The organism is Caballeronia jiangsuensis, assembly GCF_046030135.1.
In the GTDB taxonomy this organism is placed as follows: Bacteria; Pseudomonadota; Gammaproteobacteria; order Burkholderiales; family Burkholderiaceae; genus Caballeronia; species Caballeronia jiangsuensis.
The window spans coordinates 66,144-78,020 of the sequence record NZ_JAQQDB010000012.1; the positions used below are offsets into that span (position 1 = coordinate 66,144).

The following is an 11,877-nucleotide window of genomic DNA, read 5'->3' on the forward strand; positions in this document are numbered from 1 at the left end:
AAGCACCCCATGTGGGTGCTTTTTTCTTTGGTGTGTTCAAATTGAGACTTCGACAGCCCAGTTCTCGACCCCGTGTCCACCGGAAAGACTTCGACTCCCCGCATCCTCGAACCCGAAAAGATGCCCGTCCTCTCGACGGGTGAGACACTCCCGCCCATTCCGCCAGAGCGCCTCACGCCGGAAGGCTTGCGCGCGCGTTTCGCGATGAATCTCGACTGGACGCAGGAAGAACGCGAGCAGCGCATCAAGGCGATCGGCGGCGATCCGCGCGTGGCTTCCGTGCTGGTGCCGCTCGTCGTGCGTGAGGGCGGCTTGACCGTGCTGCTGACGCAGCGAGCCGATCATCTGTCGGATCACGCCGGGCAGATCAGCTTTCCCGGCGGCCGACGCGAGCCCGAAGACGCCGATGCCGCCGCCACCGCGCTGCGCGAGGCCTACGAAGAAGTCGCCCTGGGCGCGGAACATTGCGAGATCATCGGCGCGATGCCCGAATATCTGACGGGCACGGGTTTCAAGGTGACGCCTGTCGTTGCGCTGGTGCATCCGCCTTTTACCCTGAAGGCCGATACATGCGAAGTCGCCGATATCTTCGAAGTGCCGCTCGCCTGGCTGATGAATCCGGCGAACCACGAAGTGCGCGTTTTTCGCTGGGAAGGCGGCGAGCGTCGTTTTTTTGCGATGCCTTACGCGCCGGGCGAAAGGAAGGCTCCTTATTTCATCTGGGGCGCAACGGCCGGCATGTTGCGCAATTTTTATCGCTTTCTCGCGGCTCGCGCGTGACGGCGCGGAAAGTCCGCGTGCTCGCCGCGGCTTGCGCAATTACTCAGCGCGCTAAACGCGTATGGCGCTGTGCTATCGTTACGCGAAACTCGAACTAATCCGACCGTTTCGGCGCTTCGCATGACTTTTTTCTCCGTATTGCTGGCTCTCGTCATTGAGCAAATGCGCGCCTTGTCGCCGCACAATCCGATTTCGGCGTTGCTCCAATATCATGCGGAATCCACCGCGCACGGTTTCGATGCTGGCAAGGAGAAACACGGCATCGTCGCGTGGCTCGTGGTCGTGCTGCCGTGGACGCTCGCGGTCGGGCTCGTCTATTACGTGCTCTACCGGATCAACTTCGCTCTGGCGTTTCTCTGGAACGTGGTGATCGTGTACTTCACGCTCGGCTTCCGGCAGTTCAGCCACTATTTCACCGATATCCACCTCGCGCTCAACAACGACGACGTGCCGCGCGCGCGCGAAGTGCTGAACGAATGGACTGGCATCGACACGGTCGATATGCCCGTCAGCGAAATCGTGCGGCATACGCTGGTTCACGCGGTGGTGGCGTCGCACCGGCATGTGTTCGGCGTGTTCTTCTGGTTCCTGATTCCGATCGGCCCGGCCGGCGCGGTGCTGTATCGCATCGCCGAATATCTGGCGCGCGCGTGGGCGAAGCCGAATCCGGAGCGGACCGCCGAGTTTTCGTCGTTTGCACAGCGCGCGTTTTTTGTCATCGACTGGGTGCCGGTGCGTCTGACCGCGCTCGGCTTTGCGATCGTCGGCAATTTCGAGGATGCGATCTACGCCTGGCGCAATCACGCGCGTCAGTGGCCGGACGCGAACGAAGGCGTGTTGCTCGCCGCAGGCAGCGGTGCGCTTGGCGCGCGTCTCGCCGGTCCGCTGGCGGAGCCGCTTTCGGTCGAAGCACTTGCCGTGGGCGATGCGAGCCCGCTGCCCGTCGGCGACGACTGCACGCCGCGCACGCTGCAATCGGCCGTCGGTCTCGTGTGGCGCGCGGTGATTCTGTGGATGCTGTTGCTGCTGATGCTGACGATCGCCGTGTGGCTGGCGTAATCAGTCGTCGAGCGGATCGCGCGCCGTCTGGCAGTTCCAGCACACGGTGAATTGCGGTTCCAGCCACTCGCCGCAATGCTTGCATCTCCAGGGCCGGGCGTTCGCGTCCGGCCCTTTTCTCGCGCGCTCCAGAAGGCGCAAGGCCAACGCTTCGTCGCGATCGTCGACGATCCATATCTCCGGCGCGCACTGATCCGCCGGAATCTCGCCCATCGCACCGTTCAGATAGCGGTTGTGCAACTCGCACGGCACGCCCGCGGTCGCGAGCACGTTCACCCAGTGCTGCGCCGTGATCAGGTTGGGAGCGCGCGTGAGCCGCTTCATCGAACGATCTGGCTGGCTTCGTGGACGAGCTGTGCGTAGAGCGCGTGACGCCCGGGGCGAATCTTGCCGGCATCGACGGCTTCGAGGACCGCGCAGCCAGGCTCGTGCAGATGATGGCAGTTGTAGAAGCGGCAATGCCCGAGATAGGGCCGGAAATCCGCGAACGCGCGCTCGAGCTGGCCTTCGGACAGATGATGCAGGCCGAACTCCTGAAAACCCGGCGAATCGATCAGCGCGCCGCCGCCGGGCAACTCGTAGAGACGCGTGAACGTGGTCGTGTGGCGGCCGCTATTGAGCGCCGATGAAATCTCGCGCGTGGCAGCGTCGGCATCGGGGACGAGCAGGTTCACGAGCGTCGATTTGCCCATGCCCGACTGGCCGAGCAGGATCGTCGAGCGATCTTTCAGGCGGGCATCGAGTTGCGGATGGACATCGCCGGGCATCATCTTCGCCGACAGCTCGACGACCGTGTAACCGAGTTCGCGATACGGCGCGAGCCGTTCGCGCGCGAGCGGCACCGCATGTCCGACGTCGATCTTGTTGAGCACGATGAGCGATTCCAGCCCATGCGCCTCCGCCGCGATCAACGCGCGTCCGAGCAGGTCCTCGCTGAAATGCGGTTCCGTGGCGAGCACGATCAGCAGTTGATCGAGATTCGCGGCGAAGAGCTTCGACTTGAACTGATCCGATCGGTAGAGCAGATTGCGCCGCTCGCCGATCTCGACGATCACACCCTGATCCGCCGACGACTGTTCGTAGATCACGCGATCGCCGACGGCGACTTCGCTTTTCTTGCCGCGCGGGAAGCACTGAAGCATCGCGCCGCCGTCTTCCGGCGTCACCAGATAGTGACGCCCGTGCGCCGCGATCACCGTGCCTTCGAGTCGCTCGCCCACGCTCGGACGCCTGGACCCGCGCGTCATGCGGCGTGTTGCATCAGGCGGTCGATGCGCTGCGAAGCGGGCGGATGCGAGTAATAGAACGCGGTGTAGATGGGATCGGGCGTGAGTGTCGACGCGTTGTCCTCGTAGAGTTTCACGAGCGCGTTCACGAGATCCTTCGGATCAGTTTGGCTCGCGGCGAAGGCATCGGCTTCGAACTCGTTCTTGCGCGACGTCAGGCTGCCGAGCGGCGTGATGAAGAACATGAACACCGGCAGCACGAGCATGAAGAGCACGAGCGCGAGCCCGTTGTTGCTGCCGACGAGCGACGGCCGCACGCCCAGACCCTCGTAGAACCACGTCGTCTGAATGAGCCAGCCGAGCAGCGCGAGCATCGCGAGGCTGATGCCGAACATGACGATCATCAACTTGAGCACGTGACGGCGCTTGAAATGGCCGAGTTCGTGCGCGAGCACCGCTTCGATCTCGCTGCCGGAAAGACGCGCGAGCAGGGTGTCGAAGAAGACGATGCGCTTCGTCGCGCCGAAGCCCGTGAAATACGCGTTGCCGTGCGCGGAACGGCGGCTGCCGTCCATCACGAACAGGCCCTTCGCGGCGAAGCCCGTGCGCGACATCAGATTCGTGATGCGCGCGACGAGCGCCTCGTCCTTCAGCGGTTCGAACTTGTTGAAGAGCGGGGCGATGAAGGTCGGATAGATGATCATCGCGAGCAACTGGAATGCGACCCATACCATCCACGTCCACAGCCACCAGAACGTGCCGGCGCGGTCCATCAGCCAGAGCGTGAGCAGCAGAAGCGGCGCGCCGATCACGACCGCGAGCACCGTGCCTTTCACGAGATCGACGAAAAAGAGCCTCTTCGACATGCGATTGAAGCCGAACTTTTCCTCGATCACGAAATGGCGGATGTAGTCGAACGGAAGATCGATGATGCTCGTGATCGCGACCACCGACGCCACCAGCGCGATCTGACCGAGATAGCCGCGGCCGAGCCAGTCCGAAATGGCGAGATCGAGCGCCTGGACGCCGCCGAGCAGCGTCAGCGCGACGAGCACGACCGCGCTCGTGACGACCTCGATCATCGTGAGGCGCGTGCGCTCGACGGTGTAATCCGCGGCGCGCTGATGCGCAGTCAGCGGAATCGTGCCGGAGAATTGCGAGGGCACGCCGTTGCGGTGCGCGGCGACATAGCGAATCTGCCGTGACGCGAGCCAGAGCTTGGTCGAGACCATCGCGACCAGGGCGACGACGAAGATCGTCGAGAAAGCAAGAGTGAGGTTGGTCATCCGGGACTTCCGATTGAACTATGCGAGAATTATAGGTTCTAGGCCGTGCCGACGCGCAGTGGCTTTCCCATCTCTCAGGCCGCTTCTCATGACCGACATCTCCGCCGCCCCCGAATCAGACGAAAACGCGCTCGTGCGCAGCGACATGAACCTCGTGTGGCTCGACATGGAGATGACCGGTCTCGATCCGGACAACGATCGCATCATCGAGATCGCGGTGGTCGTGACGAATTCGACGCTCGACAGGATGGTGGAAGGTCCGGTGCTCGCGATTCATCAGACGGACGAGGCGCTCGGCCGCATGGACGAGTGGAACCGCAACACGCACGGACGCTCGGGGCTGACCGAACGCGTGAAGGTCTCGACGGTCGATGAAGCCGAAGCCACGCGCCAGATCCGCGAGTTTCTCGGCCAGTACGTGCCGCCCGGCAAGTCGCCGATGTGCGGCAACTCGATTTGCCAGGACCGCCGCTTCATGGCGCGCTGGATGCCCGAGCTGGAGACGTTTTTCCACTACCGCAATCTCGATGTCAGCACCCTGAAGGAACTGTGCCGCCGCTGGCAGCCGGCGATCTACAAGGGCTTCCAGAAGCGCGCGATGCATAGCGCGCTCGCCGACATTCACGAGTCCATCGACGAACTCAAGTATTACCGCGAGCACTTCTTGATTCCGTCGGCGCCGGCTGCCGCGTCTTAACTTTTCGGCGGGCGGATCGCGCTTTTCGGGCGGAACGTTTTGACCACGTCGGGCCGCGTTTCGATATACGGTCCGCCGATCAGGTCGATGCAGTACGGCACGGCCGCGAAAATGCCCGGCACGTTCTGCTTGCCGTCTGCGTCTTTCAATCCTTCGAGCGTTTCGCGGATCGACTTCGGCTGTCCCGGCAGGTTGATGATCAGCGCGGCGTGATCTTCCGTCTCGCGGATGACCGCGACTTGCCGCGAAAGAATCGCCGTCGGCACGAAATTCAGGCTGATCTGGCGCATCTGCTCGCCGAAGCCGGGCATCGGTTTCGTGGCGACGGCGAGCGTCGCCTCGGGCGTCACGTCGCGGCGCGAGGGGCCGGTGCCGCCCGTCGTAAGCACGAGATCGCAGCCGAGCGTATCGACGAGGTCCACGAGCGTCGCAGAAATGGTCGCGGCATCGTCGTGGATCAGGCGCGTCTCGGCGCGAAAGGGCGTGGTCAGCGCCTCGCCGAGCCACGTTTGCAGCGACGGCAAGCCCTTGTCCTCGTAGACGCCTTGCGACGCGCGATCGCTGATCGACACGAGCCCGACGATCAGCTCGTCCGGGTGGTTACGCTTCGGTTTCGTCACGATCGTCCTCATCGCCTTCGACGTCTTCGTCGTCTTCCGCGCCCGCCGCGTTCTTGATCCACTGGAACAGTTCGCGGTAATAGCGCGGCGGCTTTTGCTGCTCGCGCTCCTTGCGCGCGTTGCGGATCAGCGTGCGGCCTTCCTGCGGATCGACGCCCGGATGATTGCGGATGAATTCGGTGAGCGCGGCGTCGTCGGCGAGAAGCTTTTCGCGCGTGCGCTCGATCCAGTGCAGCCGCGCGGTTTCGGACTTGTTCACGCCACGATACGTATCGAGCGCCGTGCGCAGCGCCGCGACCTCGTCCTCGATCAGCGAGCGCATGACCTTGCCGACGTACTGCACCTGGCGGCGCTTGCCTTCGTGGTCCGTGATGCGGCGCGCCTCGCGCACGGCGTCGCCGAGATTCTCCGGCATCGGCATGCGTTTGAGCGCATCTTTGGGCAGCGCGATCAGCGCTTCGCCCAGCTCCTGCAGCGCGTGCATGTCGCGCTTGAGCTGGGATTTGCTCGGACGGTCGTAACCGTTTTCGTCGGGCTCGCGCTCGTCGTCGCGGCCGGAATCGATCGGTTGAATGCGGGTTTTACGGTTCATCCCGACATTGTAGCTTGCGTGCGCACCGTGCCTGAAGCGCGCGTCCGGGTCTGCGACAAAGCTTGGCGGGTGAATGCACGCCGTCCTTGCTATGATCGCGTGATAGGCCAGTTCCGTTGCTCGACGCCCGATTGCGTGCGCGTCGAGCCGGACATTCCGAAGCAACCACGACATGCGCGGGCGCGCGCCGCCCGACTTCCAAAGGCAACCAAAAATGGCAGCAGACATGGACGTCAAGCAACGCTACTTCCCGCATACGCAGGACGAACTCAAGGAGATCGCCTCCGACATCCTGCGTTACGCGAAGGAACTCGGCGCGAGCGATGCCGCCACCGAGATCTCCGAAGGCGACGGCCTGTCAGTGAGCGTGCGGCGCGGCGAAGTCGAGACGATCGAGCACAACCGCGACAAGATGGTCGGGGTGACCGTCTTCATCGGCAAGAAGCGCGGCAATGCGAGCACCGCCGACTTCACGCGCGACGCCCTGCGCGACACGGTCGCCGCCGCGTACAACATCGCGCGCTTCACGGCCGAGGACAGCGCGGCGGGCCTCGCCGAAGCGGAACTGCTCGAGAAGGCGCCGCAGGACCTCGATCTCTATCACCCGTGGGACATCGATGCGGAGGAAGCCGCCGAGATCGCGCGCCGCGCGGAAGCCGCCGCGTTCGCGGTCGACAAGCGCGTGACCAACTCGGAAGGCGCGAGCGTTTCGGCGCAGCATTCGCAATTCGTGCTCGCGACCTCGCGCGGCTTCATGGCGGGCTATCCGTACTCGCGGCATTACATCGCGTGCGCGCCGATCGCGGCAGCGGGCCGCGACATGCAGCGCGACGACTGGTACACGTCCAAACGCGACGCGTCCGGCCTCGCCGCGCCCGAAGCGGTCGGACGTTACGCCGCCGAGCGCGCGCTCGCACGCTTGGGCGCCAGGAGTCTCGACACGCGCAAGTGCCGCGTGCTCTTCGAGGCGCCGCTCGCGGCGGGCATTCTCGGCGCGTTCGTGCAGGCGGTGAGCGGCGGCGCGCTGTATCGCAAGACCACGTTCCTCGTCGACACCCTCGGCAAGCCGGTGTTCGCGCCGCATATCCAGATCGTCGAAGACCCGCATGTGAAGGGCGGCATGGGCAGCGCGCCGTTCGACGAGGAAGGCGTGCGCACGCAGCGTCGCAGCGTGGTCGAGGATGGCGTCGTGCAGGGCTATTTCCTGTCGACGTATTCGGCGCGCAAGCTCGGCATGAAGACCACCGGCAACGCGGGCGGCTCGCACAATCTGACGATGAAGAGCACGCATACGAAACCCGAAGACGATTTCGAAGCGATGTTGAAGAAGCTCGGCACCGGCCTCTTGCTGACCGAGCTGATGGGGCAGGGCGTGAACTACGTGACGGGCGATTACTCGCGCGGCGCGTCGGGCTTCTGGGTCGAGAACGGCAAGATCGTGCATGCGGTCGAGGAAATCACCGTGGCGAGCACGTTGCAGGAGATGTTCCGCCACATCGAGGCGATCGGCGCTGATACCGTCGTGCGTGGCACGAAGGAAATCGGCTCGGTGCTGATCGAACGGATGACGATCGCGGGACAGTGATCCGCATCCGCTGAAAGACGAAGGCTCCGGAACGCATCCGGAGCCTTTTTTCATTCCGAGGCCGCGATGCGCTCGTAGGTCACGAACGCGAATGCGAAATCGTTCGGCGCCGCCGCGCGATGCGGCTCGCGGGACACTTCGCGCCACAGTTCCGGATCGGGCGCGGGAAAGCGTGTGTCGCCGTCGAAATCGGCGTCGATCTCGGTGACGATCATCTTGTCGGCGCGCGCGATGGCATCGCGATACAACTGCGCGCCGCCGATCAGAAACGCTTCCTTCGCCGGTTCGAGCGCGAGCGCCGCTTCGAGGCTCGTCACGACGTCGCAGCCGTCGTAGCGCCGCGTGCCATCGCGCGATATGACGATATTGCGCCGCCCCGGCAACGGCCGGCCGATCGATTCATGCGTCTTGCGGCCCATGATGATGGGCGCGCCCATCGTCGTGCGCTTGAAGAATGCGAGGTCTTCCGGCAGGCGCCAGGGCAGTTGGTTGTCGCGTCCGATCACGCCATTGCGCGCGCGGGCGACGATCAGGGTCAGCGTCGTCATGTGAGGGAGGTCGAGGCAAACAGGCGCGCGGGCCGCGCCGCCGGGGCCTCGATTCTAACCGACACCTCGGACCGATACTGCCGCAGGAGCGCCGCGCGGACTCACGCCTCGGGCGAATCGTCGTCGAGCGGCGGCGCGTAAGTCGGGGCGGGCGCGACCTCGTCCCATAGCATCACGCTGACGCCTGAGCCCGTCGGACGGATAGCGGGCTGTTCCGCATCGCCCGGTTCGTCCGCTTCCTCGCGGTCTTGTTGCGCGCCGCCTGATTCGTCGCGCCGGTATGAACTATCGAGTGCCATCGTAACGACATAACCCAAGGTAATTATTCCCGGCGCAGAAAGATCCGGAAATAAAGTAATCGTCTCGCCGGTATGAACGATTAAGCTGAAGATGAATGCGGGACAGAATATGAACGCGCGTTCTATAGACAGTATTTCTTACCATCCGACGCGTTCCGAGTCGAGCGAATAATGTGCCATGCGTCGGAAAGCATTGCCACGCAATGAATGGCGGAAGTCGACGGCAGGCGCGCTGCAGAAACTTGGACGAAAACGTTTCACAGTTGAAACATACAGGCAGAAAAACATGAAGTTCTCGTGAAATCGGTATAAGATTTTGTCTTATTAAATTGTGCGTAAAGTTTTTAATAATCGTGTGAGAAATTCTTGCGAGGCCCGTCCTATCAGGGTTTTGTGGCTAAACCGGCGGCTCTCGCGATATTTGTTTTCGGGGTTTCTGGGTTATAGTAGTCTCTCAAAAACGGCACAGAATCAGACATAAAGGGTTTCGTGGAAGAGCGCGTGGTGTGTCGCGCTATGTCCCGGGGGCGTCGTATCGAATGGGCAAGTCCCTCTCCATACGTTTGAGAGAAACGTGCGAGGGCAACGAAGTCTGCGATGTAGTGCGAGCCTGAACTACGTGACCTTTTCAACGAATGTTGAACAAAGGATCTGAATAATGGACGTCGCTCGGCGGCAACTCATCTATGTGACTCGCGATCCAAGCGAGACGCTGTGCGCGCGATTCGAGGAGCGCGGCTGGCATATCGAAATCGTCGCGAGCGCGCGCGACACGCGCAAGGCACTGCGTAGCGATCTGGCGACCGGCGGGTTGCTGGATCTGTCGAGTCATTTCGAATCTCATGAACTGGCGGCGTTCGAATCGTCGCTGACGATGACCAACGTGGGCTGGGTCGCGGCCACCGTTGCCGGACAACTGGAAGACGCTGCCGTGCGGCGTCTGATTCGCGACTATTGCTTCGATTACGTGACGCTGCCGACGTCGAACGACCGCATCGTCGATTCCGTCGGTCATGCGTATGGCATGGTTTCGCTGCACGACGCCGCGTCGCACGATGCGCGCAGCGAAGGCCGCGCCGAGGGCGAGATGGTCGGTTCGTGCGACGCGATGCTCGCGCTCTTCCGTTCGATCCGCAAGGTCGCGATGACCGATGCGCCCGTGTTCATCTCGGGCGAATCCGGCACCGGCAAGGAACTGACGGCCGTCGCCATTCACGAGCGCTCCGCGCGTCGCGATCAACCGTTCGTGGCGATCAACTGCGGCGCGATTCCCGCGCATCTGCTGCAATCGGAGCTTTTCGGCTACGAGCGCGGCGCGTTCACGGGCGCGAATCAGCGCAAGATCGGCCGCGTCGAGGCGGCTAATGGCGGCACGCTGTTCCTCGATGAAATCGGCGATCTGCCGCTCGAAAGCCAGGCGAGCCTGTTGCGCTTCCTTCAGGAACGCAAGGTGGAGCGCCTGGGCGGTCATGGCTCGACGCCGGTGGATGTGCGCATCATCTCGGCGACGCACGTCGACATGCAGACCGCGATGATCGAAGGGCGGTTCCGCGCGGACTTGTATCACCGGCTGTGCGTGCTGCAGATCGACGAGCCGCCGCTGCGCGCGCGCGGCAAGGACATCGAACTGCTCGCGAAGCATATGCTCGACCGCTTCAAGAAGGATGCGAGCCGGCGCCTGCGCGGATTTTCCCCCGATGCGATCGCCGCGATCCACAACTACGGCTGGCCGGGCAACGTGCGCGAGCTCATCAACCGCGTGCGGCGCGCGATCGTGATGTCGGAGGGGCGGCAGATCACCGCTCGCGATCTCGAACTCGGCGAGTACGTCGAAGTGGCGCCGGTTTCGCTCGCGCAGGCGCGCGAGGCGGCGGAACGGCAGGCCATCGAGCTTGCGCTCCTGCGCCATCGCGGACGTCTGGGCGACGCGGCGCACGAGTTGGGCATCTCGCGCGTGACGCTGTATCGGCTATTGAGCGCGCATGGGATGCGTCACATCGAGGTCGATGCACCGTCGGAGCACGCCACGCGCGGCTGAGCGCACATCACCGAGATTCACCACCGGACGGGCGCTTTCAGGCGCCCGTTTTTTCGTGCCGCTGAAATAAGCGCCGGTCCCCGTCGCTTGGTAAAATCTCGTGTTTACGCCCTCCGTTCGCGAGGGTATGCGGCGCACCCAGGGAACATCGAATGAAACAGTATCTCGAGCTCGTCCAGACGATTCTCGATACCGGCACTTGGCAGGAAAACCGCACGGGCATCCGCACGATCAGCATTCCCGGCGCGATGCTGCGTTTCGACTTGCAACAAGGCTTTCCGGCCGTGACAACGAAGAAGCTCGCGTTCAAATCCGCGATCGGCGAACTGGTGGGCTTTCTGCGGGCGTCGAAGAGCGCGGCGGATTTCCGCGCGCTCGGCTGCAAGGTCTGGGACGCGAACGCGAACGAAAATCCGCAATGGCTCGAGAATCCGTACCGGCAAGGCCCGGACGATCTCGGCGACGTCTACGGCGTGCAGTGGCGCAAATGGCCCGCGTACAAGCTCGTCGACGCCGGCGCGAACGACCAGATCGCCGATGCGACCAATCGCGGCTTCCAGGTCGTGACGAGCTTCGTCGAGAACGGGCGCGAACAGGTGCTGCTGTACAAGGCGATCGATCAGTTGCGTCAGTGTCTCGACACGATCATCGAGCGCCCGACCGACCGGCGCATTCTGTTTCATGCGTGGAATCCGGCGAAGCTCGACGAGATCGCGCTGCCCGCGTGCCATCTGCTGTATCAGTTCATCCCGAACGCGGTGACGCGCGAGATTTCGCTGTGTCTCTATATCCGCAGCAATGACGTCGGGCTCGGCACGCCGTTCAATCTGGCCGAAGGCGCGGCGCTGCTGCATCTCGTCGGCCGGCTGACCGGGTTCAAGCCGCGTTGGTTCACGTATTTCATCGGCGATGCGCACATCTACGAGAATCAGCTCGACATGCTGCAGGAGCAATTGAAGCGCGAGCCGCTGCCGTCGCCGCAGTTGATCATCTCCGATCGCGTGCCCGATTACGCGGTCACGAAACGCTACGAGCCGGAATGGCTCGAGAAGATCGAGCCGAAGGATTTCGCGCTGGAAGGCTACAAGCATCACGAGCCGCTCACGGCGCCGATGGCGGTCTGAGCGCCTCGGTTCTGCATGCGAAA

The 11,877-nt window shown here is 63.3% G+C and carries 13 protein-coding genes; 6 read left to right on the forward strand and 7 right to left on the reverse strand.

Annotated elements, in window-relative coordinates:
• Positions 1-120: 120 nt before the first annotated feature.
• Both PQR08_RS14655 and PQR08_RS14660 read left to right on the forward strand, forming a co-directional pair.
• The gene (locus tag PQR08_RS14655; RefSeq protein WP_250483904.1) at positions 121-780 is read left to right on the forward strand and encodes a CoA pyrophosphatase; all 660 of its coding nucleotides are present in this window, start codon (positions 121-123) and stop codon (positions 778-780) included.
• Positions 781-900: 120 nt separating this feature from the next.
• On the forward strand, positions 901-1,839 hold the full coding sequence (locus PQR08_RS14660; RefSeq protein WP_035503234.1) for a CobD/CbiB family protein: 939 nt from the start codon (positions 901-903) through the stop codon (positions 1,837-1,839).
• Here the strand turns inward: PQR08_RS14660 and PQR08_RS14665 are convergent, their stop codons facing one another.
• Genes PQR08_RS14665 through PQR08_RS14675 form a run of 3 tightly spaced genes read right to left on the reverse strand, consistent with a single transcriptional unit; the run spans position 1,840 to position 4,351 of the window.
• A complete protein-coding gene (locus tag PQR08_RS14665; RefSeq protein ID WP_035503235.1) occupies positions 1,840-2,163 on the reverse strand; it encodes a putative signal transducing protein in 324 nt (107 codons plus the stop codon).
• Positions 2,160-3,086 (reverse strand): ribosome small subunit-dependent GTPase A, encoded by a 927-nt coding sequence (rsgA, locus tag PQR08_RS14670; RefSeq protein WP_408161632.1) that lies wholly within the window; start codon positions 3,084-3,086, stop codon positions 2,160-2,162. The genes PQR08_RS14665 and rsgA overlap by 4 nt, the downstream gene beginning before the upstream one ends.
• The gene (locus PQR08_RS14675; protein WP_250483902.1) at positions 3,083-4,351 is read right to left on the reverse strand and encodes a M48 family metallopeptidase; all 1,269 of its coding nucleotides are present in this window, start codon (positions 4,349-4,351) and stop codon (positions 3,083-3,085) included. Before PQR08_RS14675 ends, rsgA begins: the two co-directional genes overlap by 4 nt.
• An 88-nt stretch (positions 4,352-4,439) precedes the next feature.
• Here PQR08_RS14675 and orn point away from each other — a divergent pair, with 88 nt between their 5' ends.
• Positions 4,440-5,048, forward strand: coding sequence for an oligoribonuclease (gene orn / locus PQR08_RS14680; protein WP_408161634.1), 609 nt, complete (start codon positions 4,440-4,442; stop codon positions 5,046-5,048).
• On the opposite strand, the gene mog is transcribed toward orn, so the two are convergent.
• Both mog and yjgA read right to left on the reverse strand, forming a co-directional pair.
• Positions 5,045-5,680: a molybdopterin adenylyltransferase gene (gene mog / locus PQR08_RS14685; RefSeq protein WP_250483901.1), complete on the reverse strand. Its 636-nt coding sequence runs from the start codon at positions 5,678-5,680 to the stop codon at positions 5,045-5,047. The genes orn and mog overlap by 4 nt on opposite strands.
• Positions 5,649-6,260 carry a ribosome biogenesis factor YjgA gene (yjgA, locus tag PQR08_RS14690; protein ID WP_238212521.1) on the reverse strand — a complete coding sequence of 204 codons (612 nt, stop codon included), beginning with the start codon at positions 6,258-6,260 and terminating at the stop codon, positions 5,649-5,651. The genes mog and yjgA overlap by 32 nt, the downstream gene beginning before the upstream one ends.
• A 214-nt stretch (positions 6,261-6,474) precedes the next feature.
• Here yjgA and pmbA point away from each other — a divergent pair, with 214 nt between their 5' ends.
• Entirely contained in the window at positions 6,475-7,845 is a 1,371-nt protein-coding gene (gene pmbA / locus PQR08_RS14695) for a metalloprotease PmbA (RefSeq protein WP_035503247.1), read from the forward strand.
• A 50-nt stretch (positions 7,846-7,895) separates the two neighbouring features.
• On the opposite strand, the gene PQR08_RS14700 is transcribed toward pmbA, so the two are convergent.
• Together PQR08_RS14700 and PQR08_RS14705 are read right to left on the reverse strand one after the other, a co-directional pair.
• Positions 7,896-8,393 (reverse strand): dihydrofolate reductase, encoded by a 498-nt coding sequence (locus tag PQR08_RS14700; protein ID WP_238212520.1) that lies wholly within the window; start codon positions 8,391-8,393, stop codon positions 7,896-7,898.
• 101 nt (positions 8,394-8,494) lie between these two features.
• Positions 8,495-8,710, reverse strand: a complete 216-nt coding sequence (locus tag PQR08_RS14705) for a hypothetical protein (RefSeq protein ID WP_250483900.1) — start codon at positions 8,708-8,710, stop codon at positions 8,495-8,497.
• 640 nt (positions 8,711-9,350) lie between these two features.
• Between PQR08_RS14705 and PQR08_RS14710 the strand changes: the two genes are divergently transcribed.
• Both PQR08_RS14710 and PQR08_RS14715 read left to right on the forward strand, forming a co-directional pair.
• Positions 9,351-10,730, forward strand: coding sequence for a sigma-54 dependent transcriptional regulator (locus PQR08_RS14710; protein WP_035503252.1), 1,380 nt, complete (start codon positions 9,351-9,353; stop codon positions 10,728-10,730).
• Positions 10,731-10,882: 152 nt separating this feature from the next.
• The gene (locus PQR08_RS14715; protein ID WP_250483899.1) at positions 10,883-11,854 is read left to right on the forward strand and encodes a thymidylate synthase; all 972 of its coding nucleotides are present in this window, start codon (positions 10,883-10,885) and stop codon (positions 11,852-11,854) included.
• Positions 11,855-11,877: the final 23 nt, after the last annotated feature.

Excerpts from the sequence above, each read along its gene's own strand:
- PQR08_RS14655 (WP_250483904.1), top strand. The coding sequence starts at position 121 with ATGCCCGTCCTCTCGACGGGTGAGACACTCCCGCCCATTCCGCCAGAG.
- PQR08_RS14660 (WP_035503234.1), top strand. The coding sequence starts at position 901 with ATGACTTTTTTCTCCGTATTGCTGGCTCTCGTCATTGAGCAAATGCGC.
- PQR08_RS14665 (WP_035503235.1), bottom strand. The coding sequence starts at position 2,163 with ATGAAGCGGCTCACGCGCGCTCCCAACCTGATCACGGCGCAGCACTGG.
- rsgA (WP_408161632.1), bottom strand. The coding sequence starts at position 3,086 with ATGACGCGCGGGTCCAGGCGTCCGAGCGTGGGCGAGCGACTCGAAGGC.
- PQR08_RS14675 (WP_250483902.1), bottom strand. The coding sequence starts at position 4,351 with ATGACCAACCTCACTCTTGCTTTCTCGACGATCTTCGTCGTCGCCCTG.
- orn (WP_408161634.1), top strand. The coding sequence starts at position 4,440 with ATGACCGACATCTCCGCCGCCCCCGAATCAGACGAAAACGCGCTCGTG.
- mog (WP_250483901.1), bottom strand. The coding sequence starts at position 5,680 with ATGAGGACGATCGTGACGAAACCGAAGCGTAACCACCCGGACGAGCTG.
- yjgA (WP_238212521.1), bottom strand. The coding sequence starts at position 6,260 with ATGAACCGTAAAACCCGCATTCAACCGATCGATTCCGGCCGCGACGAC.
- pmbA (WP_035503247.1), top strand. The coding sequence starts at position 6,475 with ATGGCAGCAGACATGGACGTCAAGCAACGCTACTTCCCGCATACGCAG.
- PQR08_RS14700 (WP_238212520.1), bottom strand. The coding sequence starts at position 8,393 with ATGACGACGCTGACCCTGATCGTCGCCCGCGCGCGCAATGGCGTGATC.
- PQR08_RS14710 (WP_035503252.1), top strand. The coding sequence starts at position 9,351 with ATGGACGTCGCTCGGCGGCAACTCATCTATGTGACTCGCGATCCAAGC.
- PQR08_RS14715 (WP_250483899.1), top strand. The coding sequence starts at position 10,883 with ATGAAACAGTATCTCGAGCTCGTCCAGACGATTCTCGATACCGGCACT.